The sequence below is a fragment of the Psychromonas sp. L1A2 genome, from assembly GCF_009828855.1.
Taxonomy (GTDB): domain Bacteria; phylum Pseudomonadota; class Gammaproteobacteria; order Enterobacterales; family Psychromonadaceae; genus Psychromonas.
On record NZ_WUAG01000001.1, the window covers coordinates 418,422 to 443,064 of the forward strand.

The 24,643-nt window shown below is 37.0% G+C and carries 27 protein-coding genes; all 27 read left to right on the forward strand.

Annotation, left to right across the window (positions count from 1 at the left end; genetic code table 11):
• The 27 genes from GQR59_RS01760 (at position 1) to fliD (ending at position 24,623) form a co-directional block, all read left to right on the forward strand.
• Positions 1 to 1,122 (forward strand): protein-glutamate methylesterase/protein-glutamine glutaminase, encoded by a 1,122-nt coding sequence (locus GQR59_RS01760; RefSeq protein WP_160060439.1) that lies wholly within the window; start codon positions 1 to 3, stop codon positions 1,120 to 1,122.
• A complete protein-coding gene (locus GQR59_RS01765) occupies positions 1,115 to 1,867 on the forward strand; it encodes a flagellar motor protein (RefSeq protein ID WP_160060440.1) in 753 nt (250 codons plus the stop codon). Before GQR59_RS01760 ends, GQR59_RS01765 begins: the two co-directional genes overlap by 8 nt.
• Positions 1,867 to 2,832 carry a flagellar motor protein MotB gene (locus tag GQR59_RS01770; RefSeq protein ID WP_160060441.1) on the forward strand — a complete coding sequence of 322 codons (966 nt, stop codon included), beginning with the start codon at positions 1,867 to 1,869 and terminating at the stop codon, positions 2,830 to 2,832. The genes GQR59_RS01765 and GQR59_RS01770 overlap by 1 nt, the downstream gene beginning before the upstream one ends.
• Before the next feature lie 2 nt (positions 2,833 to 2,834).
• Positions 2,835 to 3,608, forward strand: a complete 774-nt coding sequence (locus GQR59_RS01775; protein ID WP_160060442.1) for a ParA family protein — start codon at positions 2,835 to 2,837, stop codon at positions 3,606 to 3,608.
• Positions 3,609 to 4,250, forward strand: coding sequence for a chemotaxis protein CheW (locus GQR59_RS01780; RefSeq protein ID WP_160060443.1), 642 nt, complete (start codon positions 3,609 to 3,611; stop codon positions 4,248 to 4,250). It begins immediately after the preceding gene.
• A 43-nt stretch (positions 4,251 to 4,293) separates the two neighbouring features.
• Complete coding sequence (locus GQR59_RS01785) at positions 4,294 to 4,782, forward strand: chemotaxis protein CheW (RefSeq protein ID WP_160060444.1); 489 nt, start codon at positions 4,294 to 4,296, stop codon at positions 4,780 to 4,782.
• Positions 4,783 to 4,812: 30 nt separating this feature from the next.
• Positions 4,813 to 5,205, forward strand: coding sequence for a DUF2802 domain-containing protein (locus tag GQR59_RS01790; protein ID WP_160060445.1), 393 nt, complete (start codon positions 4,813 to 4,815; stop codon positions 5,203 to 5,205).
• Between the two features lie 211 nt (positions 5,206 to 5,416).
• Positions 5,417 to 6,055: a cytochrome c biogenesis heme-transporting ATPase CcmA gene (gene ccmA / locus GQR59_RS01795; RefSeq protein WP_160060446.1), complete on the forward strand. Its 639-nt coding sequence runs from the start codon at positions 5,417 to 5,419 to the stop codon at positions 6,053 to 6,055.
• On the forward strand, positions 6,048 to 6,716 hold the full coding sequence (ccmB, locus tag GQR59_RS01800; RefSeq protein WP_160060447.1) for a heme exporter protein CcmB: 669 nt from the start codon (positions 6,048 to 6,050) through the stop codon (positions 6,714 to 6,716). Before ccmA ends, ccmB begins: the two co-directional genes overlap by 8 nt.
• A 55-nt stretch (positions 6,717 to 6,771) precedes the next feature.
• Entirely contained in the window at positions 6,772 to 7,530 is a 759-nt protein-coding gene (locus GQR59_RS01805) for a heme ABC transporter permease (protein ID WP_160060448.1), read from the forward strand.
• Position 7,531: 1 nt separating this feature from the next.
• Positions 7,532 to 7,738, forward strand: coding sequence for a heme exporter protein CcmD (ccmD, locus tag GQR59_RS01810; protein WP_160060449.1), 207 nt, complete (start codon positions 7,532 to 7,534; stop codon positions 7,736 to 7,738).
• On the forward strand, positions 7,735 to 8,211 hold the full coding sequence (ccmE, locus tag GQR59_RS01815) for a cytochrome c maturation protein CcmE (protein WP_160060450.1): 477 nt from the start codon (positions 7,735 to 7,737) through the stop codon (positions 8,209 to 8,211). The genes ccmD and ccmE overlap by 4 nt, the downstream gene beginning before the upstream one ends.
• 38 nt (positions 8,212 to 8,249) lie before the next feature.
• The gene (locus GQR59_RS01820) at positions 8,250 to 10,229 is read left to right on the forward strand and encodes a heme lyase CcmF/NrfE family subunit (protein WP_160060451.1); all 1,980 of its coding nucleotides are present in this window, start codon (positions 8,250 to 8,252) and stop codon (positions 10,227 to 10,229) included.
• 1 nt (position 10,230) lies between these two features.
• Positions 10,231 to 10,773, forward strand: coding sequence for a DsbE family thiol:disulfide interchange protein (locus GQR59_RS01825; RefSeq protein WP_160060452.1), 543 nt, complete (start codon positions 10,231 to 10,233; stop codon positions 10,771 to 10,773).
• Entirely contained in the window at positions 10,770 to 11,264 is a 495-nt protein-coding gene (locus tag GQR59_RS01830) for a cytochrome c-type biogenesis protein (RefSeq protein WP_160060453.1), read from the forward strand. The genes GQR59_RS01825 and GQR59_RS01830 overlap by 4 nt, the downstream gene beginning before the upstream one ends.
• Positions 11,261 to 12,568 carry a c-type cytochrome biogenesis protein CcmI gene (ccmI, locus tag GQR59_RS01835; protein ID WP_160060454.1) on the forward strand — a complete coding sequence of 436 codons (1,308 nt, stop codon included), beginning with the start codon at positions 11,261 to 11,263 and terminating at the stop codon, positions 12,566 to 12,568. The genes GQR59_RS01830 and ccmI overlap by 4 nt, the downstream gene beginning before the upstream one ends.
• 207 nt (positions 12,569 to 12,775) lie before the next feature.
• Positions 12,776 to 13,555: an MlaA family lipoprotein gene (locus tag GQR59_RS01840; RefSeq protein WP_160060455.1), complete on the forward strand. Its 780-nt coding sequence runs from the start codon at positions 12,776 to 12,778 to the stop codon at positions 13,553 to 13,555.
• 55 nt (positions 13,556 to 13,610) lie between these two features.
• Positions 13,611 to 14,297, forward strand: a complete 687-nt coding sequence (gene cmk, locus GQR59_RS01845; RefSeq protein ID WP_160060456.1) for a (d)CMP kinase — start codon at positions 13,611 to 13,613, stop codon at positions 14,295 to 14,297.
• 102 nt (positions 14,298 to 14,399) lie between these two features.
• Positions 14,400 to 16,070: a 30S ribosomal protein S1 gene (rpsA, locus tag GQR59_RS01850; protein WP_025564958.1), complete on the forward strand. Its 1,671-nt coding sequence runs from the start codon at positions 14,400 to 14,402 to the stop codon at positions 16,068 to 16,070.
• A gap of 81 nt (positions 16,071 to 16,151) precedes the next feature.
• Positions 16,152 to 16,439 (forward strand): integration host factor subunit beta, encoded by a 288-nt coding sequence (ihfB, locus tag GQR59_RS01855; protein ID WP_025564957.1) that lies wholly within the window; start codon positions 16,152 to 16,154, stop codon positions 16,437 to 16,439.
• A gap of 192 nt (positions 16,440 to 16,631) precedes the next feature.
• A complete protein-coding gene (locus tag GQR59_RS01860) occupies positions 16,632 to 16,919 on the forward strand; it encodes a LapA family protein (protein WP_160060457.1) in 288 nt (95 codons plus the stop codon).
• A 6-nt stretch (positions 16,920 to 16,925) separates the two neighbouring features.
• On the forward strand, positions 16,926 to 18,098 hold the full coding sequence (gene lapB, locus GQR59_RS01865) for a lipopolysaccharide assembly protein LapB (protein WP_160060458.1): 1,173 nt from the start codon (positions 16,926 to 16,928) through the stop codon (positions 18,096 to 18,098).
• Between the two features lie 124 nt (positions 18,099 to 18,222).
• Positions 18,223 to 18,927: an orotidine-5'-phosphate decarboxylase gene (pyrF, locus tag GQR59_RS01870; RefSeq protein ID WP_160060459.1), complete on the forward strand. Its 705-nt coding sequence runs from the start codon at positions 18,223 to 18,225 to the stop codon at positions 18,925 to 18,927.
• A 30-nt stretch (positions 18,928 to 18,957) separates the two neighbouring features.
• A complete protein-coding gene (locus GQR59_RS01875; protein WP_160060460.1) occupies positions 18,958 to 19,644 on the forward strand; it encodes a MaoC family dehydratase in 687 nt (228 codons plus the stop codon).
• 397 nt (positions 19,645 to 20,041) lie between these two features.
• On the forward strand, positions 20,042 to 21,709 hold the full coding sequence (locus tag GQR59_RS18885) for a flagellin N-terminal helical domain-containing protein (RefSeq protein WP_160060461.1): 1,668 nt from the start codon (positions 20,042 to 20,044) through the stop codon (positions 21,707 to 21,709).
• Between the two features lie 88 nt (positions 21,710 to 21,797).
• The gene (locus GQR59_RS01885) at positions 21,798 to 22,232 is read left to right on the forward strand and encodes a flagellar protein FlaG (RefSeq protein WP_025563174.1); all 435 of its coding nucleotides are present in this window, start codon (positions 21,798 to 21,800) and stop codon (positions 22,230 to 22,232) included.
• A 330-nt stretch (positions 22,233 to 22,562) separates the two neighbouring features.
• Positions 22,563 to 24,623 (forward strand): flagellar filament capping protein FliD, encoded by a 2,061-nt coding sequence (gene fliD, locus GQR59_RS01890; protein ID WP_160060462.1) that lies wholly within the window; start codon positions 22,563 to 22,565, stop codon positions 24,621 to 24,623.
• The last annotated feature ends 20 nt before the right edge of the window (positions 24,624 to 24,643 follow it).

The window sequence follows — 24,643 nt, forward strand, 5'->3', positions numbered from 1 at the left end:
ATGACGATTAAAGTCTTAGTGGTTGATGATTCGAATTTTTTTCGTCGTCGAGTTAGTGAAATAATCAATGCATCACCTTACTTAGAGGTAATTGCTACAGCAAATAATGGTAAAGAAGCCATTGATATGGTGGTCAAACATAAACCTGATGTGATTACGATGGATGTTGAAATGCCAGTAATGGATGGCATTACGGCGGTTCAAAAGATAATGGATCTCCTGCCAACACCTATTTTAATGTTTTCATCATTAACTCATCAAGGTGCCAGCGCAACGTTAGATGCGTTAGATGCTGGAGCATGTGACTTTTTACCTAAGAAGTTTGAAGATATTGCTCGTGACAAACAAGAAGCTATCACTTTATTACAACAACGTATTCAAATGATCGCTAGACGACGCGTACAGAGAGTACCAGAAAAAAAATCTGGATTAGCTAAACCTGTCGCTAATGTTGCAACAACAATAAAGCCTACTTTATCGAGATTACCGCCAAAAAATGACGGTCATGAAGTGGCGGTTAAATCTACGAATCATCGTAATAAAGCCTCTGGAAAGTCTTATAATGTACTGGCAATTGGGACTTCAACAGGTGGCCCCGTTGCATTACAAAAAATATTAACTGCATTACCTCAAAACTTTAAATTACCTATCGTATTAGTGCAGCATATGCCTGGTACCTTCACTAAAGCTTTTTCTGAACGTCTAAACAGCAATTGTAAGATCACTGTTAAAGAAGCAGAAACAGGCGATATATTAAAACCTGGTTGTGCTTATTTAGCGCCTGGTGGTAAACAAATGTTAATTGCTGCTAATGGCCAAATAAAAATACATGAAGGTAATGAAGCCTTGAACTATAAACCAAGCGTTGATATTACTTTTGCATCACTTGCTAAATCTTATACCAATAAAGTCTTGGCTATTATATTAACAGGAATGGGGGCTGATGGCCGTGATGGTGCTCGTTTACTAAAAAGTAAAGGCTCTGAAATTTGGGCTCAAGATGAAGCAAGTTGTGTCGTTTATGGTATGCCGCAAGCAGTCACCAAAGCTGGAATTGCGACCGAATCAATCGCTCTTGATCAAGTTGCTAAACGCATCTTGGTGGAATTAAAGCATGAGTAAAATTGGGCTGATCGGCTTTATTATTATTGCTGTAAGCATTATTTCTGCGCAGCTTTATCATAATGCACCTCTTAGCGGCTTATTAGATTTTTCTGCCTTTTTAATTGTTTTTGGTGGCACTGTTGGCGCAATTTTAATTCAGTCTTCAAGTAAACAGCTTGGCCATGCATGTAAGCAATTAGCCAATTTATTTGCTAAACCTCGGTATCAATTAGAAGAACAAATATCATTGATTAAACGATGGTCTGTTATCTCTCGTCAAGATGGTTTATTAAGCTTAGAAAAAGAAAATATAGAAAATTTAGATAGTTTTACCGAAAAGTCATTATCTATGCTGGTAGATGGATGCGATCCAGTTACTTTACAAGAAATTTTACAGCAGGAAATTGAATTAGAAATAGATCAAAATGAACGCGGTGCACAAGTTTTTGATGCGATGGGAGGTTATAGCCCGACGATCGGGATTATTGGTGCCGTATTAGGTTTAATACAAGCGATGGCATTTTTAGATCAACCAGAGTTATTAGGGCAAGGTATTGCTATTGCCTTTGTGGCAACAATATACGGTGTTGCTTTTGCTAATTTTATTTTTTTACCTATCGCCAACAAAATTCGTTTAAATTATCAACATCAAGCGTTGTTTGAAGAGATGTCGATGGTAGGGATTATTGCCATTGCACATGGAGAAAACAGTTTATTATTAGAGCGACGTCTGAATGGGTATTTATCTAGAGCTGCTTTTTAATGCCAATTTATAATCGTCGTCATGCTCATAAGCCACATAATAACCATGTTCATCGTTGGACTGTGTCTTATGCTGATTATATGACCTTGATGTTTGCGTTGTTTGTGGTGCTTTATGCTGTGTCACTAAATAATGAAGAAAAATACCAAGAAGTGATTGAAGTCATTCAAAGCGCTAGCCATTTTGTACGAGCCAATAATAGTGGTTCAGATGCAAAAGGTATATTAACTAAACGTAGCAATGATATTAAAGACGAGACAGGGCCTGCATTAATAAGTGATGGAGAGAGCCATAACTTGGGGTATGTTAGTGAATTAGAAAGTGAAAAGTTATCAGACCCAGATCAAAGCTACACCGGAAAGTCATTAGAAGAGATACAATTATCTTTACAATCTGCATTGCAGCCCGAATTAGAAACAGGCGCTTTTAGTGTTGATTTAGATGGTGATTGGTTGACGATTAAAATGAGTGGACCTTTATTATTTGCTGGTGAGAGCCATACTTTATTAAATGGCGCCAAGCATCAAATAGAGCAAATCGCTGCAGTTTTAAAACCAGTCAACAATATGCTCCGGTTACGCGGTTATACTGATGTAGATACGGTTGCTAATGAAATATACAAGTCAAATTGGGAGCTCTCTGCATTACGGGCTATTAGCGTATTACATGCTTTTAATAAACTTGGCATTACTGGCGAGCGAATGGTTATAGAAGGTTATGGAAAGTTTCAACCTATACTAAATAGTAATGGCAAAGAAGATAAATTAAAAAGCCGACGAGTTGTTATTGCTATCTCTAAATTTGCAGTGTTCAAAGCTCAACAATCTAATGAGAATTCAAGTAGCATAAAACCAATAAAAAAAGAAACAACGGACGTACCGCGTACGCCAAAACCTGATAGTGATGAAATACGCGAAATATATCACCCAGATGGGCGAATCATCATTACAACAAGGCAGGAGTGACGGTGAAAATTTGGACTATTTCAAATCAGAAGGGTGGTGTTGGAAAAACCACAACTGTAATTTCAATGGCGGGTCTTTTAGTCGATCGAGGTTTTCGTGTTTTATTGATTGATACAGATCCTCATGCCTCTTTAACCAGTTACTTACAGTACGATTCAGACCAGTTGCCTGTTAGTTTATACGATTTGTTTCAAGATCCTGCAACAACTAAAGCGGAATTAGATCAAGTTATACTACCTACGGAAATTGCTAATTTATCATTGATCCCCGCTTCTATGTCTTTAGCAACATTAGATAGAGTATTAGGAAATCAAGAAGGCATGGGGCTTTTTTTACATAAGCAGCTAAAATTAGTAAAAGACGATTATGATTTTGTACTTATTGACTGTCCACCGGTACTAGGTGTAATGATGGTTAATGCATTAGCAGCTTGCGAACGAATTTTAATTCCAGTACAAACAGAGTTCTTAGCTTCTAAAGGCTTACAAAGAATGGTGCAAACGCTTGGCATTATGCAGCATTCTAGAGGTGATGATTTTAATTATTGCATTATCCCTACTATGTTTGATAAAAGGACAAGAGCTTCAATTAATACTTTAGAAGAGTTAAAAAATACTTATAAAGGTAAAGTTTGGAATGGCGTTATTCCTATCGATACTAAATTTAGGGATGCAAGCTTGGCTCATTTACCTATCTCTCTTTATATTAAGAGTTCTAGAGGTTCCTTTGCTTATGAAACATTGTTAAATTATTTGCTACAAACTGAGCACAATTAAATGAAAAATAATAACAACGACGCAATGAAAAACTATTTTGACTCAATGCTGCGTAATGATGATAAATCGAATGAAGAGTCACCTGAATTTGCAGAGCCTAGTGAATTAAATGAACAGTTAGTATTTTCTAGCCCGACAATTAATATTCAAAAAGAGCCTGAAATAGAGTCAGTTGAAAAAGATGATGAATGGGAAAATTTGGTTGTAGCAGATCAGTTTCAAGTATTGTTCTTTGAACTCAACCATATTACCTTTGCCATACCATTAACTGATTTGGGGGGGATTTATCATTTAACAGATTCACTTAATTTTTTAATGGGTAAACCGGCATGGTTTCGTGGTGTAATGAGCCACAATGAGCGGTTATATAATATTGTAGATACTTCATCATGGTTGCAACTTGGTCGTAATGCTACCGATCTTAATTATACTCATTTTATTTTACTAGGTGATACTGCTTGGGGATTGTCTTGTGAAAAGTTGTTAGGTACTGAAAACCTCAACAAAGATCAAATTAGGTGGCGTGATAAGAAAGGATCTCGCCCATGGCTAGCGGGTATGGTTAAGCAAAAGATGTGTGCTTTGATCCATGCAAAAGAACTCGTGAAGCTATTAGATCAAGGAATGGATATTCGCGGCTAATTAGGCTGAATTTAAAATAACCAATAATTTAAGTAGGGATAAAATGAATAGAGAAACTAATTCTTCAAAAAAAGCGTCTAATGATGAAATATTACAACGCGTTACTTTTTTATTAGACAATGAAACTTACGGTATTAACGTAATGCAAGTTCAAGAAATTTTGCGATATAGTGAAATTGCTGCTGTGCCAGGTGCACCGGACTATGTATTAGGCATTATCAATTTACGTGGTAACGTTGTTACAGTGATAGATACACGCACTCGTTTTGGTTTAATGCCAGCTGATATAACAGATAGCAGTCGCATTGTGATCATTGAGTCTGAAAAACAAGTCATTGGCATTTTAGTCGACAGTGTTGCTGAAGTAGTTTATTTGAAAAAATCAGAAATCGAGCCTGCACCACATGTTGGTACAGAAGAAAGTTCGCAATTTATCCAAGGTGTGTGTAATCGTGATGATGGCTTGTTAATTTTAGTAGATTTAAACAAATTATTAAGTGACGATGAATGGGACGAACTAAATCTACTATAATTTACTCTCATTATTAGTATCGAGTTGAACATGTTTACAGAATATATTGCTTGGTTAGCCTTAGTGTTAACCATTGGTTTTTTTATCACTACGCTTATTTTCTTAAAGAGAGTGAATAAAAAAAATCACAGTCTTGAAGTATTAATTAAATCATTATTGGTACAGCAAGAAACAACGAAAAAACAATTCACAGAAGTTCACTCTGGTGCTGTAGGCTTAAGTAAAAAGTTACAGCAATTGGATACTGAAGTGAAAAAAACGCAAGAAAACCAAGTTAATTTAGTGGCTTCTGCGCCTGAAAATAGACTTTATACACGTGCGACAAAAATGGTCGAATTAGGTGCAAGTATTGAAGAGCTTATGTCTGAGTGTGAGTTACCTCGTGCTGAAGCAGAGCTTTTACTGAATTTACATCGTAAATAATACCCATTATTTACAGATAAATAAGACAACAGAACTTGAGCTTAAACAAAGTATTTTGACTTTTGTATTTTATTTTCACCTGTTGTCTCTTTCTGATAGTTACTCATAAGCTTTTTCTATGTTAGGATCCGCTCACATTTTATGACATTAAATGGCATAATATGACGATTCTACTTTGTTGTGTGTTATTTATTAGTAAAGGTAAGTCTGAATGCTTGAGTGCAAAAACTTAACTTGTGTGCGTGAAGAGCGAGTTTTGTTCAATAATCTAAACTTTGTACTTTCCCCTGGTGAAATTTTGCATGTCGAAGGTCCTAATGGCATCGGAAAAACCAGTTTATTTCGCTTACTTGTTGGTTTGTCTTCCCCTTATTCTGGCGATATTCATTGGCAACAACAAAATATAATGTCAGATCGTGAATCTTATTATCAAAATATGCTTTACCTTGGCCACAAATCAGGTGTAAAACCAGAGCTGACAGCACTTGAAAATCTACAATTTTTTCATCAATTATATAATCCTAGTGTTGAATTAGATCTGTTAGATATCCTTACCTTAGTTGGGCTTGTTGGCTATGAAAATATACCAACGGCACAACTTTCTGCAGGTCAACAGAGACGAGTTGCATTAGCAAGAATGTGGTTTAGTGATTGTCCTTTATGGATTTTGGATGAGCCTTTTACTGCTATCGATAAACACGGTGTCAAAGTCATCGAGAATTTATTAATTAAACATGCTCAAAATGGTGGAATGATAATTTTAACCACTCATCAAGATTTATCACTTCCTATTGAACTCTATAAAAAACTTGTACTACAAAAGCCTGCTGTTGGAGAACAATATGTTTGATGCTTTTGGGCAAATTGTACGTAAAGATTTATTAGGCGCATTTCGTCAACAAAGTGATATTTTAAATCCGATTTGGTTTTTTGTTATCGTGGTGACTTTATTTCCTTTAGGGATAGGAACTGACCCTGCTTTATTAGCGCGTATTGCCCCGGGCATTATTTGGGTAGCAGCATTGCTAGCGGCATTGTTATCTTTTGAGCGTTTATTTAAAGATGATTATATTGATGGCTCGTTAGAACAAATGATGCTTGCTCCTCATTCTTTAACCTGGTTAGTGTGTGCCAAAGTGTTCACTCATTGGTTACTAACAGGCTTACCTATTTTATTAGTGTCTCCTTTATTAGCTGTTTTTTTATCACTTGAAGAAAATACGTTTTGGGCATTATTTTTAACCCTTTTAATTGGCACCCCAATATTAAGCTTGTTAGGTGCTATTGGCGTCGCACTGACAATTGGTTTACGTAAGGGCGGTGTCTTATTAAGTTTAATTATGCTCCCTCTAAGTATTCCGATTTTGATTTTTTCAACCATGGCGATTGATGCAGCTTCATTTGGGCAACCTTACCTTGGTTTATTGGCGTTATTAGGCGCTATGTTAGTCGGCGCGATTACGTTAGCGCCTTTTGCAATTGCTGCTTCATTACGAGTTAGTGTCAGTTAATTCGTTTAAGCTATTCTTACTTATTGAAAATAAAGATATAAATAGAGATACAATTATGTGGAAATGGTTACACCCCTATGCAAAGGCAGAGAAAAGCTATGCGTTATCTGGGAAATTAATGCCTTGGTTTTTAGTCATTGCAATACCAACATTCCTTGTCGGTATTGTATGGGGCCTCGCTTTCGCACCTGCTGATTACCAGCAAGGTGATAGTTTTCGTATTATCTACATACATGTCCCTGCTGCAATGATGGCAATGGGAGCATACTCAACAATGGCTGTAGCTGCTTTTATTGGTTTAGTTTGGCAAATTCGTTTAGCTGAAATGACGGTAGCAGCGACTGCACCGATTGGTGCTGTTTATACTTTTATTGCTTTATTTACCGGTGCTGCATGGGGAAAACCAATGTGGGGAGCTTGGTGGGTTTGGGATGCTCGGCTAACCTCTGAATTGATTTTATTATTTGTTTATTTAGGGATTATCGCTTTATATAATGCTTTTTCGGATAAAATATTAGCAGGTCGTGCAGCTTCTATTTTGACGTTAGTTGGCGTGATTAATTTACCTATTATTCACTTTTCGGTTGTATGGTGGAATACCTTACATCAAGGTGCAACGATCACTAAGTTTGATCAACCTTCAATGGCGATGGAAATGCTTATTCCTTTGTTGATTATGATTGTGAGTTTTGCGAGTTTCTTAGGTTTTATGATTTTATATCGTTTTCGTAATGAAATACTACAACGGGAAAGTCATCGTCCATGGGTGATTGCATTAGTGAAGCAATCCTTGAAAACGAATAAGAGAGGTTAATATGGCATTTACATCACTGTCAGATTTTATCGCCATGGGCGGTTATAGTTTTTATGTTTGGTTAGCTTATGGTGTGTCATTTCTGAGTGTGATTTTACTCATCACTAATAGCATCGTTAAACGTAAAAAAATATTCCATCAAGTTGAACAACGTATACAGCGTGAACAACGTATTAAAGCAGCTGAAAATAGAGAAGATATTTTATGAATCCAAGACGTAAAAAACGTTTATTAATCACTTCTTCATTAATTGCAGGATTGTCATTAGCAATTGGTTTAACGCTATATGCTTTACAGCAAAATATTGATTTATTTTACACGCCAAATGAAATCCTCAATGGTAAAAATGAAACGGGTATCAAACCTGAAATCGGTCAACGTTTACGTGTCGGTGGCATGGTATTAAATGGTTCTGTTCAACGTGATCCTGAAAGTCTTAAAGTAAGTTTTGATTTAATAGACAATAAAGCAGGGCAAGTCACGGTCTACTTTGATGGTATTTTGCCAGATTTATTTCGTGAAGGTCAGGGGATCGTGGCGCAAGGTGTTTTAAAATCAGAAAACTCCATTGATGCATTTGAAGTGCTTGCTAAACACGATGAAGAATATATGCCACCAGAAGTTGCTGATGCACTGAAAGGTATGGAACATTTAAAAACAGAAAGTGAATTAGCAAAATAAAGCTAATACCACTTAATTCATAAAAAAGGGTTAGATTAATGCTTCCTGAAATTGGTCAATTTACGTTGATTTTGGCGTGTATTCTGTCATTTTTACAAATGGTTTATCCATTATATGGAGTACAAACTGGTCACCAAGGTGCTATTCGTAGTGCTAGAATTCTTACGATTTTACAGTTTATAGCGGTTGCTTCTTCTTTTGCAATTTTAGCTTATTCCTTTCTAATTAATGATTTCACGGTTGGTTATATTGCGACCAACTCAAACTCTGCGATGCCATGGTATTTTCGATTGTCTGCCGTATGGGGAGCACATGAAGGATCATTATTACTGTGGGTTTTCCTTTTAGCAGGGTGGAGTATTGCCGTTGCCTTAATGAGTAAGCGTTTGCCGATTGAATCAGTGGCTCGAGTGCTTGCTGTATTAGGTTTATTATCTTTTGGATTTTATCTATTTGTTATTTTAACATCTAATCCTTTCGAACGTACCTTGCCGTATTTCCCTATCGATGGTCGTGACTTAAATCCGTTATTGCAAGATTTTGGCTTGGTTATTCATCCTCCTATGCTTTACATGGGATACGTAGGTTTTTCTGTTGCATTTGCATTTGCTATTGCAGCATTGCTTGAAGGTCGTTTAGATAGTGCTTGGGCTAAATGGTCCCGTCCTTGGACAATGGCAGCATGGATGTTCTTAACCGTTGGTATTGCTCTTGGTAGTTGGTGGGCTTATTACGAATTAGGTTGGGGTGGATGGTGGTTCTGGGATCCCGTTGAAAATGCTTCATTTATGCCTTGGTTAGCAGGAACGGCTTTAATTCATTCATTAGCGGTGAGTGAAAAGCGTGGCGTCTTTAAATCTTGGACTGTATTACTAGCGCTTAGTGCTTTTTCTTTAAGTTTATTAGGCACTTTCTTAGTTCGTTCAGGTGTATTGGTTTCAGTACATGCTTTTGCTAGTGACCCTACGCGTGGTTTGTTTATTTTAGGATTTTTAGTCTTAGTGATTGGCGGCTCATTATTGCTTTATGCTATTCAAGCATCAAAAGTAAAAAGCCGTGGTCGTTATGAATTAGCGTCGCGAGAAAGCATGTTGCTGATTAATAATATCTTGTTAATCGCTGCTTTGATTGTGGTTTTACTAGGGACTTTGTTACCACTGGTACATAAAGAAATTGGTTTAGGCAGTATCTCAATTGGCGAACCATTTTTTAATCGTATGTTTACCATTTTAATTGTGCCATTTGCATTATTTCTAGGTGTCGGTTCATTGTTCCGTTGGAAGCGTCAGCAATTAAATGATTTGAAAAAACCTTTAACACTTATTTTGATTTTAAGTGTGTTATCGACGGTACTTTTCTTATTTATATTTGCACCATTCCTTACTTGGTTAGCGGTATTAGGCACCTTCTTAGGTTTTTGGATCATCGTAGCAGTTGCTTACGAAATTTATTTACGTTCAACGCATCGCCATGCATTTAGTAAGGGTGTGATGAAATTAGGTAATAGTCATTGGGCAATGAGCTTCGGTCACCTTGGTTTAGCGGTAATGATCATTGGGATCACCATGACACAAAACTTTTCTATCGAAAAAGATATTAAGTTAGCGGTAGGAGACCATATTACCTTCGAGCACTACGACTTCCATTTCGGTCAAGTTAAACCGCTTAATGGTCCAAACTATACGGGATCAGTAGGTATCTTTACGGTTAAGCAAGATCAAAAACAAATTGCTGTAATGCATGCTGAAAAACGAATTTATACAGTACAGCGTATGCCAATGACAGAAGCGGCGATTGATGCCGGTATCACTCGTGATTTATATATTGCAATGGGTGAACAATTACCTGATGGCGCATGGGCGGTACGAATTTATTATAAACCCTTTATTCGTTGGATTTGGTTAGGTCCATTAATTATGGCCTTTGGTGGTTTATTGATGATTTGTGATAGGCGTTACCGTAGTAAAAAAGAAAATGGTAATGAAAGTGCACCTACGACTGAAAAAGAAGGAGCGTAGAATGCTTAACAAACGTCGAGTATTAACACTGTTAGTCCCTTTTATTATTTTTATCATTGGTGCTGTGTTACTGGCAACACCACTATTAAAAGGCAGTGACCCAAGTAAATTGGATTCTGCATTAGTGGGGCAAGCGGTTCCAGCTTTTACTTTGCAAGATATTTACGACGAAAATAAACAATATGACGCAAGTATTTTTAAAGGTCAAAAAATGTTGTTGAACGTCTGGGCTACATGGTGCCCTACTTGTTATGCAGAGCACACGTATCTTAATAAATTGGCTAAACAAGGTTTGTATATTGTTGGTATGAATTATAAAGATGATCGTAAAAAAGCCATTCGTTGGCTAAATGATCTGAATGACCCTTATCAAATCAGCTTATTTGATCAAAATGGTATGTTAGGTATGGATCTAGGCGTTTACGGTGCTCCCGAGACGTTTTTAATTGATAGTAAAGGTATTATTCAATATCGTCATGTAGGTGATTTGAATGACAAAGTTTGGAATAACAAATTACTTGCGATTTATGAGGGGATGGAATGATAACCTTTAATAAAAGCAATCTATTAATCGCGCTAATGATTGCTACCAGCCTAATGTTATTTAGCCATAACAGCCAAGCAGCAATAGAGACCTTCGAATTTGATAATGCTCAGCAAGAGCAGACCTTTCATGAGTTGACCAAGCTATTACGTTGCCCTAAATGTCAAAACAATAATATCGCTGACTCTAATGCCGAATTAGCAAAAGACTTGCGTAATAAAACCTACGAGTTAGTGACTCAGGGACAAACCAAAGAACAAGTTATTGATTACATGGTTGCGCGCTTTGGTAATTTTGTTCGTTATGATCCCCCTGTAACGCCTCTAACCATTTTTTTATGGCTAGGTCCTTTATTGTTTATTGTGTTTGGCTTATTAGTATTATTGAGACAAATTAAAAAACAACCAGCTAAAGGCTCTCAGTTAGATGCGCAAGAGCAGGAAAAATTACAGAAACTATTAAAGCAGCATGTTAAGGATACAAAATCATGATTTTACAGTTTGTTATTGCCGCTTTGTTATTGTTGGTTATTTTCAGTGTCGTGGTAGCCATTCATTTTATTCGTGATAAAGCGAATAAAAATACGACTCAAGAACGCCGTAATCAGCTTAATCACGAGCTTTATGATATTCGAGTTAAAGAAGTTGAGGATGATATTCAACAAGGTGTGGTGCTTGATAAAGAAACCATGATTGCGGAGCTTCAATATAACTTACTTGATGACATTGACGATGTTGATGATAAGAATTCAAGTACAGAAACTAAGCAAAATAATTCACCACGAATTTGGATACCTGGTGTTATCTTTTTAATACTAGCAACCATTGCTTTATATTGGTCAGTAGGTGCATTTAAAGAAGTAAATGACTGGCAGGGAACATTGCAACGTTATCCTGAAATCCATAAAAAATTATTTGAAGACAATGATGCCACGCCTAATGAAAAAGAATTGGAAGATTTGATGTTAGGTTTACGTACTCATTTAGCAAGTGAACCTGGTGATGCTCAAGGCTGGGTTTTATACAGTCGGTTAGGACGAGTATTTAAAGATAAAGAGTTAGCGTTAGGTGCAATTCAAAAAGCGATTGAAGCAGCTCCTAATAATGCTGAAATTGAACTCGAATATATCGAACTAAAAATGAAAATCGGTGATGAACACTCGCAAGCAACAGCTGAATTGATGTTAAATCGTTTTTTACAGAGGTACCCTGATAATTATGAAGGTTGGTCAATGTATGGTTTTATGGCATTGCAACAAGAGAACTTTTTAGGGGCAATTGAACGTTGGCAAAAAATGTTAGCATTAGTTGGTCAAAATAGTGAAAAAGCAAGCATGTTAAAAAACAGTATTGCTTATGCTCAAGAACAATTAGCACTGCAAAAACAACCTGAAACAAAAACAGCAATGGTTGAACAAAGTTCGCCTGATCAAAACACTGATAAACCTGCTATTGTAGGGCCAGCGTACGAAGTGAATATTACTTTATCTGATCAGGTCAATTATACACAAAACAGTACTTTGTTTGTCTATGCACAACCTGTCAGTGGGTCTTCCATGCCGATTGCAGCCATTAAATTACCTATTAGCACATTTCCCGTTAAGGTGATTTTATCAGATGCCAATGAGATGGTTAAAGGCATTAAATTAAGTGATCATTCTCAATTTATCATTAAAGCGCGTATCTCTGCAGATGGCTCAGTAAATAAAAACGCTAGCCAATGGATTGGTACAAGTACCGTTATTAACGCCGGAGAAAAGAGCGCTATTAATATTGAAATTGATCAGCAATCTTAAATTCTATTTAGATTTGTTAATGGATAATTAACAAATCTCGTTAATAAATAGCCAACAGCATTTCTGTTAAATAGGTACTGTTGGCTTAAACTTTTATTATTCTACGTTAGCTTTGTTTATAGTTTTAATATTAGTTAAAAATAAATTAATAATGACATTAAACAATATTGACAATTAATTATTAAAAACACTATTTGGATACTTGATATGCTTACACGACATTTATTCTCTATTTTTTTACTGTTTGCTAGCTTGAGTGTTTCTGCCCAAACTATTCAGGGTAATGATTCAACTTATATGAGCGACCCAATAGAACCTGTGAATCGTTTAGTTTGGGACTTTAACTATTATGTATTAGATGGTTATATCTATAAACCCGTCACAGAAACCTATGTTGATTGGGTGCCTAAAGCAGGGCGAGTTGCTATTAATAACATGGTGTTAAATCTAGACGAACCTTCCACTATTGTGAATAACCTATTACAACTAGAGTTCGGGCGAGCAACAGATGCTTTCTTCCGTTTTACATTTAATTCAACCTTTGGTTTGTTAGGTTTGTTTGATGTTGCAAAGTATGGTGGTGTAGAGAGACGTAGGGAAAGTTTTAGTAACGTATTAGGTCGTTGGTCTGTTCCACATGGACCTTATTTAATGGTGCCTTTTATAGGGCCTCGTAGTACGCGTATTTTAGTCGGTAGTGTTGTTGATAGTTTATATTTTCCTTACAGTTATTTTGAACTGTGGCAAACAGGTGTTGTCATGGGACTTAATGGTTTAGATGTTCGTGAAGGTTTATTAGGACAAGAAATATTACTTGAGCAATCATTAGACCCTTATACTTTTGTTAAAGAAGCTTACATGCAATTTGAAGCATTTAAGTTTAATGCTAATGGGCAAGGCACTGATGAGTTTATTTTGTTAAAACAACAAGAGTCTCAGAAAAAAACCGACGAAAACCTTAGTGATTTCTTAGATGAAATTGATTAAGACATTAACCTTATAATACAACAATAAAATATTTAATCTCAGATTCGGAGTGACCATGTCAGTTTCAAATTTAATAACTATCGATGGCCCAAGTGGTTCAGGCAAAGGTACGGTATGCCATATCTTAGCTAAAAAGTTACAATGGCATCTGTTAGATAGTGGTGCGCTTTATCGTATTCTGGCTTACGCTGCATTACAAAAAAATATACTGTTAAATGACTCAAAAAAGTTAGCTGATTTAGCCTTAACGCTTGACGTCTCTTTTGTCTCTAACGGCACTGGCGTTGATACCTTATTAGCGGGGAAGAATATCGGTGATAAATTGCGTACTGAAGTCGTTGGCACCGCAGCATCTGAAGTCGCTTCGATTGAGCTGGTACGATCTGCATTACTGGCAAGACAAAAAGCATTCTTGCAAAAACCGGGTTTAATTGCCGATGGCAGAGATATGGGAACCGTTGTGTTTCCTGAGGCTAAAGTTAAAATTTTCCTAGATGCGAGCGCCGAAGAGCGCGCCCAGCGCCGTTTTAATCAGTTGCAAGATAAGGGCTTTAATGTTAGCATCGCGCAAATTTTAAGCGAGATTAAAGAACGTGATTATCGAGACCGTAATCGAGCAATTGCTCCATTACAGCCTGCAGATGATGCATTTGTTATCGATTCTACTGAATTAACCATTAATGAAGTGGTCGAACAAATCCTGACTTTAACTGAACTTAAATTAAAAATTTCAACTGAATAATCAGTTGTGAATAAAGCTGCTTCAAGGATGAAGTGGTAATCTTTCTTGCCTCCCGTACGAATGGATTGTATGTGGTTGTATAAAATAAGTGTGAATAAATAGATGATGGAATCTTTTGCTGAACTATTTGAAGAATCTCTTCAACAAGTAGAAACTCGCCCAGGTACAATTGTTAAAGGTACAATCGTACGTATTAGCAACAACTTAGTATTCGTTGACGCTGGTCTTAAATCTGAAGCTGCTATCCCAGTTGAAGAATTCAAGAACGCTGCTGGCGAAATTGAAGTTGAAGTTGGCGATGTTTGTGATGTAGCTCTAGACGCTGTAGAAGATGGTTTCGGTGAAACTAAACTTTCTCGCGAAAAAGCTAAACGTCACGAAGCTTGGATCCAGTTAGAAAAAGCGTACGAAGACCAAGAAACTGTTATCGGTGTTATCAACGGTAAAGTTAAAGGTGGTTTCACTGTTGAATTAAACGGTATCCGTGCTTTCCTACCTGGCTCATTAGTTGACGTACGTCCGGTACGTGACACTGCTCACCTTGAAAACAAAGATATTGAATTCAAAGTGATCAAGCTAGACCAAAAACGCAACAATGTTGTTGTATCTCGTCGTGCTGTTATCGAAACTGAAAACAGTGTTGAACGTGATGAGCTTCTTGAAAATCTTCAAGAAGGTCAAGAAGTTAAAGGTATCGTTAAAAACCTAACTGACTACGGCGCGTTCGTAGACTTAGGCGGCGTAGACGGCCTACTACATATCACAGATATGGCTTGGAAACGTGTTAAACACCCAAGTGAAATCGTAACTGTTGGCGAAGAAATCAACGTTAAAATCCTTAAGTTTGACCGTGAGCGCACTCGTGTATCTCTAGGTCTTAAGCAATTAGGTGAAGATCCATGGGTTGCAATCGCTAAGCGTTACCCTGAATCAACTCGTCTAACTGGTAAAGTAACTAACTTAACTGATTACGGTTGTTTCGTAGAAATTGAAGAAGGCGTAGAAGGTCTTGTTCACGTTTCTGAAATGGATTGGACTAATAAAAACATCCACCCATCTAAAGTTGTTAACTTAGGTGATATGGCTGAAGTTATGGTTCTAGATATCGATGAAGAACGTCGTCGTATCTCTCTAGGTCTTAAACAGTGTAAAGCTAACCCGTGGGAAGAGTTCTCTTCAACACACGATAAAGGTCAAAAAGTTTCTGGTAAGATTAAATCTATCACTGACTTCGGTATCTTCATCGGTCTTGATGGCAACATCGACGGTCTAGTTCACCTTTCTGACATTAGCTGGGAAGTTGAAGGCGAAAAAGCAGTACTTGATTACAAAAAAGGCGACGAAATCGAAGCTGTTGTATTACAAGTTGACCCAGAGCGCGAACGTATCTCTCTAGGTATCAAGCAAATTGCTGCTGACCCATTCAACAACTACCTAGCAGAATTCAAGAAAGGTACTATTGTTAATGGTACTATTTCTGAAGTTGATGCTAAGGGTGCAACTGTTACTCTTACTGAAGGCGTTGAAGGTTACATCCGTGTTGCTGATATTTCACGTGATCGTATCGAAGATGCATCTACAGTACTAAAAGCTGGTGAGCCTGTTGAAGCTAAATACGTTGGTGTTGATCGTAAAAACCGCGTAATTAGCCTGTCTATCAAAGCTAAAGATGAAGCAGATGAGAAAGATGCTATCGATAGCTTGAAGCAACAAGACGAAGCAAGCATGGGTAATGCAATGCTTGACGCGTTTAACGCTGCTAAAGGCAAATAATTAAATGTGGCTGGTCGCAGCCACATTTAAAGCATTAACTGGAGTCTTTTTAATTTGTATTCACATAATACGAGGTAAGTTATGACTAAGTCTGATTTGATCGAAAGACTAACCAGCAAACACTTTCAATTGTCGGTTAAAGAAGTTGAAGATAGCGTGAAAGAAACGCTAACGCTGATGACTAATTCACTCGCTTCTGGCGAAAGAATTGAAGTTAGAGGTTTTGGTAGTTTTTCACTACATTATCGTGCCCCACGCGTTGGCCGTAACCCTAAAACAGGGGACAAGGTTGAACTGGGCGGGAAATATGTTCCTCACTTCAAACCGGGTAAAGCATTGAGAGAACGTGTTAATGCGTTAAATGTCTAAATACAAATGGTGCTGAAAAGCACCATTTTTTTAATTTTAATTTCTATCTACTCTTTTCTGAGTATTTATCTGTTAACTATATTAATTTGATCACTATCTGAGTCGATAATGTTAAACGATTCATATCAATGATTTATTCCCTGATTGATTTATAATACACTCATCACTTCTTATTCTTGTGTAGGTATCAGTATGAAACGTTTTCTAGCTATATTAATCACAGTAGTATTTTTTATTATCGTGATTGTATTGGGATTACAAAACCAACAACTCGTTACAGTAAACTATCTTATTGCGCAAAATGAACTACGTCTATCTACTTTGATGGCGATTATATTTTCCGTGGGATTTGCTATTGCATTATGCTTCGCTAGCTATTTTTACCTAGCGCAGAAAATGAAAATTCGTCAATTAACAAAATTGAATGTAAAGCAACGTAGAGAGCTTAATGATCTACGTGATAGCATCGAAAAAGATTAATTCTTAGTGCAAGAGATTTTTTTCCTATTACTGCCCGTTGCAGCCTTTTATGGTTGGTATATGGGTGTGCGCAGTGTTTATCAAAAAAAGCAAAAAAAAGGCAATCAATTAAGCCGGGATTATGTCCAAGGTTTAAACTTTTTATTAAATGAGCAACCCGATAAAGCGGTGGATCATTTTATTGCATTGTTAGATGTAGATGATGAAACTATTGAAACGCACCTTGCATTAGGTAACCTATTTCGTCAAAGCGGTGAAGTAGACCGTGCCATTCGTATCCATCAAAACCTTATTGCTCGTCCTTCTCTAACATTGGAGCAGCGTGATTTAGCAATGTTTCAATTGGGTAAAGACTTTTATCAATCTGGATTGTTTGATCGCAGTGAAGAAATTTTCATTCAACTTAAAGAGTCTCCTGAATATAAACAAGCGGCATTAGAGAATTTATTGCTTATTTACCAACAGTTAAAAGATTGGCAAGAAGCGATTAATTGCACTGAATTAATGAATAAGATCGATAAATCAAAAGCGAAACCCAGAACGCTATCTTATTTGTACTGTAGTTTGGCTTGTGAAATGAAAAAGCCAGAGCAACAAAAACAAGCCATTAAGTTATATCAAAAAGCATTAGTGACTTTCCCTAAATGTATTCGAGCCTGTTTAGCGATGGCTGAATATTATGAACAAAACCAGCAACCAGAAAAAGCACTTAGTATTTTAGAGCAAGTGCCTGAGTTAGATATTGACTTCACAGAAGTCATTTTAGAAAACTTATATGCGTTACATAAGCAACTGAATACGGAACAAAAATTAATTGCCTATTTACAACGTATTGTTAATTTAGGAGCTGGAGCTAGCGCCGTTATCCTATTAGCCAAATTAATTGCTGAGTTTAATAGTGTCGAGAAAGCGCAAAACTTTATGTTACAAGAATTACGTCGTAATCCGACTATGAAAGGCTTTAATCATTTAATGACCTATCATTTGCAACTAGCCCAGTCTGATAACGAAAAAGAAAGTTTAGTATTTTTACATAAATTAGTAAGTGAACAAATTACATTGAGGCCACAATATCGTTGTCAAAAATGCGGTTATTCAACTAAAAAATTATTTTGGCAATGCCCATCCTGTAAAAGCTGGGGAAGAATTAAGCCGATCAGAGGCTTAGACGGCGAATAAAATATTTTAACGTGATATCGATTATAAAACGTAACATTTACTATAAAACGTAACATTTATTATAAAAAGCAACATTACTTACAAAACCTAACATCGCTTACACACTGTTTAGATAGGAAAAAAAATGAATCAGCTAACTGATCCTAAAGTTGTTATTGCATTAGATTATGATGACAAACAACAAGCATTGGCTTTTATAGAGCAATTAGATCCTGCTACATGTCGCCTAAAAATCGGTAAAGAAATGTTTACACATTTTGGACCTGAATTTGTACAGCTTGTTGTCGCAAAAGGATTTGACGTATTTTTAGATTTAAAATTTCATGATATTCCAAATACAGTGGCTAAAGCGGTTAAAGCGGCTGCTGATCTCGGTGTGTGGATGGTTAACGTACATGCCAGTGGTGGGCGACGTATGATGGAAGCCGCTAAAGCAATTTTAGAACCCTATGGTGATAAAGCACCTTTACTAATTGCAGTCACTGTTTTAACGAGTATGGACCAAAGTGACTTAACGGAATTAGGTATCAATCTAACTCCTGCAGAGCAAGTCAAGCGTCTTGCTATATTAACTAAGTCATCAGGCTTAGATGGTGTAGTTTGCTCTTCACATGAGGCTGAGGAGCTTAAAGCACTGTTAGGTTCCTCATTTAAATTGATTACACCAGGTATTCGACCTGCAGGATCAGATGCAGGAGACCAACGTCGTATTAAAACACCAAAACAAGCAATCGATAGTGGTTCTGATTATTTAGTGATTGGTCGCCCTATAACACAAGCAGCAGATCCTGTTACAGTATTAAACGACATTAACGCATCACTCAGTTAATGCTAGTGAGTTAAGGAAAGATCTTTTTTTATGAAAAAACTAGATATTACTAAATACAAAGCGGACTTTATGCAAAAGTTTGCTTTTGATTTTAAGCAGTGGATGTCTCCTGCTATTCGTGACTATTACTCTCTTTTTCTTAAAAATGCGCATTACAAACGTGCTCATTTATTGTCATGGGTGAAAGAATATTCAGTTTTAGAAAATGGTCGCTCAGTTAAAGTTGCTCAAAAACCTATTCAAGTTTCATCGGAAGCGCGTGAACTCTATTTATGTCTTCAATCAAGAATTGGTGATGAAGTGCACGTAGGTGAGTGGTTAACGATCAGCCAGAATTGTGTTGACCAGTTTGCCAATGTCACTCGAGACCACCAATGGTTACACAACGATGTTGAGCGTGCTGAAAAAGAATCGCCTTTTAAAACCACCATTGCACATGGCTTTTTAACATTGTCCTTGTTGCCTTACTTAACTGACAGCGTTGATGCAAGCCGTCCCGCTTATGCGAATGCTAAAATGACTGTTAACTATGGTCTTAACCAAGTACGTTTTCCGTATCCTGTTAAAACGGGTAGTGTGATACGTGCGCACAGTCGTCTAATTAAAGTTTCACCTATCAAACGTGGTTTAGAGATTGAAAAAGAGATCTCCGTAGAAATCCAAGGAACACGCCGCCCGGGTTGTGTTGCTGTTTCCGTTGTCCGAGTTTATTTTTAAATTCAATAAGTTAGTGTTTTATTTTTGATAAACCACTGAACTTGAAAAAGGCGTTAGATTTAAAAAGATCTAACGCCTTTTTTATTTCTTTTAAAAAATACCACTTTATTTCCAAAAAGCCCTAAAGCTATTTTTTTAGCGGTCGATATAGTTATTAAGTCTGAACATCGACTGTTTTAAAAATGAACCGTTGCTTTACTTCATTAATATCAACAACAGAAAGTAAGCAAAATAAACAATAATTTAAAAACATAGTTTAAAAGCATAGTTTAAAAAAATAGTTGAAAAACATTAAAGTTATTTTTTAAGCGGTCGATAAAGAATATATGCACCAACAAATACTTAATCCTAACTTTATTAAGAGAAGTTAGGTAACAAATAAACCAAGGAGCTCATCATGGCATCAGTAGTAAACACAAATGTAATGTCGCTTAATGCACAACGTCAATTAGGCAAAACACAAATGGCGTCTAACGAAGCAATGGAACGTCTATCTTCTGGTTTGCGTATTAACAGCGCAAAAGATGATGCAGCCGGCCTTGCGATTTCAACTAGTATGAATTCTCAAATCACAGGTTTGAACCAAGCAGTACGTAACTCAAATGATGGTATATCAATGGCGCAAACTGCCGAGGGTGCGATGGATGAAATGACCAATATCCTGCAACGTATGCGTGAACTATCGGTTCAATCTGCCAATGATACAAACTCTGCAGAAAACCGTAGTGCAATTCAAGAAGAAGTCGATCAATTAAGCAGTGAGCTTGACCGTATCGCAGATACAACAGAGTTTAATGGTAAAAAATTATTAGATGGCTCTATGGGATCAACTACCTTACAAATTGGTGCTAACGAAGGGCAAACATTAAGCTTTTCAATTGATTCTGTAACCACTAATGACCTAGGTTTGAACGGCGGTTTAAATAAAGAAGAATTAAATGGTGGCCGAGTTAATGCTACGACTGCTGTTGTCGATAAAGCTCTTTCTTTAAATGGTACAGATATTGGGGCGGCTTCCGCTGCAGGTGCCCCTGCGTTAGTTGATGCTATCAATCTAAAAACAGATGAAACTGGTGTAACAGCCAGTGCATATAACGTAGTTCAAGGTGATCATGACGCCACAGGCGTAACTTCTGGTCTTCAAATTACTGTTGGAACTGGTGCTGCTGTTACTTTAGGTGCAACATCTTCAATGGGTAATCTTGTTGAAACTATCAATCGTGATGTAGAAGGTGTAACAGCTTCTCAAGGTGATGATGGTGAATTATTATTGACTAACGATACAGGTGAAACAATCACTATAGGTGGGGCTGTTACGAACTCTGGTTTAACTTTGGGCGCAAATGGTGGTTATGTTGCGCTAGACAGTGCAGATGATTCACCGATTAAAACTGGTGGTACAGCGCCTGCAAGTGCAGGGTTTTTAATATCTAATGGTGCTGATTCAGTAACTGGTGGTGTTGCAACAATTACAGCTGGAATTACAGATGCAGATAAATTAGAGATTAATGGTGTATCTATAGCCGCTGCAGATACGACGACTGATATAAAAATGCTTGAACATCTTAATTCATATTCAGATCAAACTGGAGTGACTGTAACAGGAAGTGCAGCAGCAGGATACCAATTTTCTGCTGAACCTGGAAGAGGCGTGGAAATAACATCAAATGCAGCAACTGAAACAGCAAGAACGGGGACTTCAGGAGCTTTAAAAAAACTAGGTATGGATAGTGAAATGGGTGGTAAAGTTATCGATTCACTAGGCACAAACGTATCAACGATGGCTGGTGCTTCAAGTACGATCACTAAAGTTGATGATGCGTTAGCTCAAATCAGTGCGTCACGTGCAGGCTTAGGTGCGATACAAAACCGTTTAGATTCAACGATTTCTAACTTAGAGAATGTTTCTCAAAATCTATCTGCCTCTAACTCTCGTATTCAAGATGCCGATTTTGCTGCTGAAACCTCTAATATGAGTAAAGCACAAATCTTACAACAAGCGGGTACGTCAATCCTTTCACAAGCTAACTCATCTGCACAAAGTGTACTTTCACTACTTGGTTAAGCCACTAGGGTAAGCTAAGTAATTGATTTAAAGCCCCCTAGTGATAGGGGGCTTTTTTGCTTAATAGAGATACTGAAAGAGGTTGATTATGTCAGAACTCAATATCACTAATCCTGTCATGGGAAATCAAACGGTAAACACCGAAAAACCAATAGACGCTACAATACAATCAACAGCATCATCGACAAAAGAATCTGCTGCATCTTCCGTTTTAACAATAGGTAATGATGTAGATAAAATAGAAAAAGCGACTGCTGCTTCTGATCAGCGTGAAAATAATGAAGAAACCAAGGTGCTCACTGCAGATGAAATATCTGAAACAGTAGAAGAGATGAATAGTTTTTTACAGGAAATGAAGCGAAACTTATCTTTTTCGGTGGATGAGGATTTAGGTAAAAATGTTATTACGGTTAAAGACACTGAAAATGATGAAGTTATTCGCCAGATTCCATCAGAAGATTTAATGGTATTACGTAAAAAAATGGATGATGTTGCCGGTATTTTATTTGATACTAAGGTTTGACTTTTAGCATTACGTTTTAGCTTTCATTTCTCTTAGTTATTTTATGCGATAGATTTTAGTTTTTACCTTGGTTTGATATTACAGCGCTATATTAAGTAGCTATATTAGTAGCTATATTAACCACTACATTAAGCGTTCATATTAATTCGTTAATGAGGTTACTGAACTAAGTTAAATTGACTTTACAGTTAGTAAGGTGGCTTGTTTTTTGCATTTCATATCAAGTTAATAACTTAACTGCTTTATAAGCATAAATAATAAAAAGTTAATAACATCAATAACGCACAAAGAAATAATACATTAGATTCAATGAATGATTAAGGAACAACAATGACTTCAATTACATCAACAGGTTTAGGCTCTGGACTTGATATCAATAGTATTGTCACAGCCATTGTTGCCGCCGAGCAAGATCCCGCTGCCGCTTCTTTATTAGCGGATGCCACTGAAGCGACCGAAATGATTTCAGCTTTTGGTACTATTAACAGTGCGTTGTCTGATTTTCAAGATTCCTATTCAGACCTGTCTCGAGCGTCCACTTTTTCTGCTACTAGTTCAACGAGTAGTGATGAGTCTATTATAAGTGCAACACTCGGTATCGGTGCTGCAACGGGTAGCTGGAGTTTTGAGGTTGAACAACAAGCTCAAGCACAAAGTATTGTTTCCTCGTCTGCCAATTCTTATTCTGAAGCAACGTCTGAAATTGGCACTGGCACCATTAGTTTTAGCTACGGCACTTATGAAGATGATGGTTCTTTCTCAATTAACCCTGATAAAGCGGTTGAAACCTTAACCATTGATCCCGCTAATAACTCGCTTGATAAAATGCGAGATGCGATTAACGAGGGGGATTATAGTGTGTCAGCTTCTATTATTAATGATGGTACTAATTACCGTTTAATATTAACCAATAAAGAAACCGGCGCAGAGAACGCTTTACAAATAACCGTTGCTGATGATGATGGTGATAATGTAGATGCCTCAGGTCTTTCTTCGTTGACTTACTCTAGTAGTGTCAAGCATATGGACGAAACCACTGTCGCTCAAGATGCTAAAATCATGATGAATGGCATTGAAATTACTCGACCAACCAATGATATAGCAAACGTGATCGAAGGGGTGACCCTCAATGTTGGCGGTAAAACTGAAGTGGGAAGCACTGTTTCTTTAACTATTAGCCCAGATAACAGTACCGTTGAAGAGCAAATTAATGCATTTGTTGAAAACTATAATAGCACGATCGCACAAATGAATACCTTGAGCGCCTATGGTGCGGACTCAGAAAGCAATGGCATACTAAGTGGCGATTCAACGGTACGTAATATTAAAAATCAAATGCGTGGTATTTTAAATACTTCTATATCTCATCTTGATGGTGCAGTGCGTAGTTTTGCTGATATCGGCATGCTAACCAATCGAGATGGAACGTTATCAATCGATTCGGAAACATTAAGTAATGTGATGGCTTCTGATATGGAAAGCCTTGCCGAATTCTTTACTGCGTCAGGTGGCGCATCAGATTCATTTATTGATTATGAAAGTAAAAGTAGCTTTACGATACCAGGCGCCTACGATATCGAGGTTACTAAATTAGCGACTCAAGGTGCATTAACGGGGTCATCTTCTTTTTCTGTGCCATTAACGATAGATTCAAGTAATGATACTTTTAAAATGCGTTTAGATGGCTTTTTATCTGATGATATTATATTAACGTCGAAAACGTATAACACCATTGAAGAGTTTACCACTGAGCTTCAGTCTAAAATTAATTCAGATACTAATTTTGTAGAGAATGGGCTCAATGCGAGCATTCTTGAAAGTGCAGGTATGTTGTCAATGACCTCTAATAGTTACGGCTCCTCTTCAACAGTTGCAATAACCGAAATTGAAGACGCTAGCTTTTTTGCTTCAGCATTAGGTTTATCCGTTGCTGGAGGCATTAATGGTGAGGATGTAGAAGGGTTAATTGATGGAAATGTTGCATTAGGTGATGGGCAGTCGCTGTTATCTGATATAGGGGATTCAAAAGGCCTGCAAGCCGTTATTACTGGTGGCGGCTTAGGTGATAGAGGGACTGTCTCTTATTCTCAAGGAATAAGTTCATTATTAGACAATACGTTAGATGGCATTATTGACTCTAATGTTAGTGCAACCGATGGTGATATCAGTAATAGTGGGTCGACTATTGATAGTAAGTTAGATTCGTTATACAAAGAAATTACCTCATTGGAAGAGCAAGAGGTCACCTTAAATTATAGAATGGATAACTTAGAAGAACGTTTATATACGCAGTTTAATGCCATGGATATTGCGGTGTCTAACTTGAACTCGTTAATGGATTACTTAGATTCTGCCTTAGACTCATTACCTGGCTATACAAATAATAACTAATCATCTTTTTGGCGAATTTG

Excerpts from the sequence above, each read along its gene's own strand:
- pyrF (WP_160060459.1), top strand. The coding sequence starts at position 18,223 with ATGAATCAGCTAACTGATCCTAAAGTTGTTATTGCATTAGATTATGAT.
- GQR59_RS01875 (WP_160060460.1), top strand. The coding sequence starts at position 18,958 with ATGAAAAAACTAGATATTACTAAATACAAAGCGGACTTTATGCAAAAG.
- GQR59_RS18885 (WP_160060461.1), top strand. The coding sequence starts at position 20,042 with ATGGCATCAGTAGTAAACACAAATGTAATGTCGCTTAATGCACAACGT.
- ccmI (WP_160060454.1), top strand. The coding sequence starts at position 11,261 with ATGATTTTACAGTTTGTTATTGCCGCTTTGTTATTGTTGGTTATTTTC.
- GQR59_RS01790 (WP_160060445.1), top strand. The coding sequence starts at position 4,813 with ATGTTTACAGAATATATTGCTTGGTTAGCCTTAGTGTTAACCATTGGT.
- GQR59_RS01885 (WP_025563174.1), top strand. The coding sequence starts at position 21,798 with ATGTCAGAACTCAATATCACTAATCCTGTCATGGGAAATCAAACGGTA.
- GQR59_RS01780 (WP_160060443.1), top strand. The coding sequence starts at position 3,609 with ATGAAAAATAATAACAACGACGCAATGAAAAACTATTTTGACTCAATG.
- GQR59_RS01840 (WP_160060455.1), top strand. The coding sequence starts at position 12,776 with ATGCTTACACGACATTTATTCTCTATTTTTTTACTGTTTGCTAGCTTG.
- cmk (WP_160060456.1), top strand. The coding sequence starts at position 13,611 with ATGTCAGTTTCAAATTTAATAACTATCGATGGCCCAAGTGGTTCAGGC.
- GQR59_RS01820 (WP_160060451.1), top strand. The coding sequence starts at position 8,250 with ATGCTTCCTGAAATTGGTCAATTTACGTTGATTTTGGCGTGTATTCTG.
- GQR59_RS01825 (WP_160060452.1), top strand. The coding sequence starts at position 10,231 with ATGCTTAACAAACGTCGAGTATTAACACTGTTAGTCCCTTTTATTATT.
- ccmE (WP_160060450.1), top strand. The coding sequence starts at position 7,735 with ATGAATCCAAGACGTAAAAAACGTTTATTAATCACTTCTTCATTAATT.
- GQR59_RS01805 (WP_160060448.1), top strand. The coding sequence starts at position 6,772 with ATGTGGAAATGGTTACACCCCTATGCAAAGGCAGAGAAAAGCTATGCG.
- fliD (WP_160060462.1), top strand. The coding sequence starts at position 22,563 with ATGACTTCAATTACATCAACAGGTTTAGGCTCTGGACTTGATATCAAT.
- GQR59_RS01785 (WP_160060444.1), top strand. The coding sequence starts at position 4,294 with ATGAATAGAGAAACTAATTCTTCAAAAAAAGCGTCTAATGATGAAATA.
- ccmB (WP_160060447.1), top strand. The coding sequence starts at position 6,048 with ATGTTTGATGCTTTTGGGCAAATTGTACGTAAAGATTTATTAGGCGCA.
- GQR59_RS01830 (WP_160060453.1), top strand. The coding sequence starts at position 10,770 with ATGATAACCTTTAATAAAAGCAATCTATTAATCGCGCTAATGATTGCT.
- GQR59_RS01860 (WP_160060457.1), top strand. The coding sequence starts at position 16,632 with ATGAAACGTTTTCTAGCTATATTAATCACAGTAGTATTTTTTATTATC.
- GQR59_RS01770 (WP_160060441.1), top strand. The coding sequence starts at position 1,867 with ATGCCAATTTATAATCGTCGTCATGCTCATAAGCCACATAATAACCAT.
- GQR59_RS01760 (WP_160060439.1), top strand. The coding sequence starts at position 1 with ATGACGATTAAAGTCTTAGTGGTTGATGATTCGAATTTTTTTCGTCGT.
- rpsA (WP_025564958.1), top strand. The coding sequence starts at position 14,400 with ATGATGGAATCTTTTGCTGAACTATTTGAAGAATCTCTTCAACAAGTA.
- ccmD (WP_160060449.1), top strand. The coding sequence starts at position 7,532 with ATGGCATTTACATCACTGTCAGATTTTATCGCCATGGGCGGTTATAGT.
- GQR59_RS01765 (WP_160060440.1), top strand. The coding sequence starts at position 1,115 with ATGAGTAAAATTGGGCTGATCGGCTTTATTATTATTGCTGTAAGCATT.
- ihfB (WP_025564957.1), top strand. The coding sequence starts at position 16,152 with ATGACTAAGTCTGATTTGATCGAAAGACTAACCAGCAAACACTTTCAA.
- ccmA (WP_160060446.1), top strand. The coding sequence starts at position 5,417 with ATGCTTGAGTGCAAAAACTTAACTTGTGTGCGTGAAGAGCGAGTTTTG.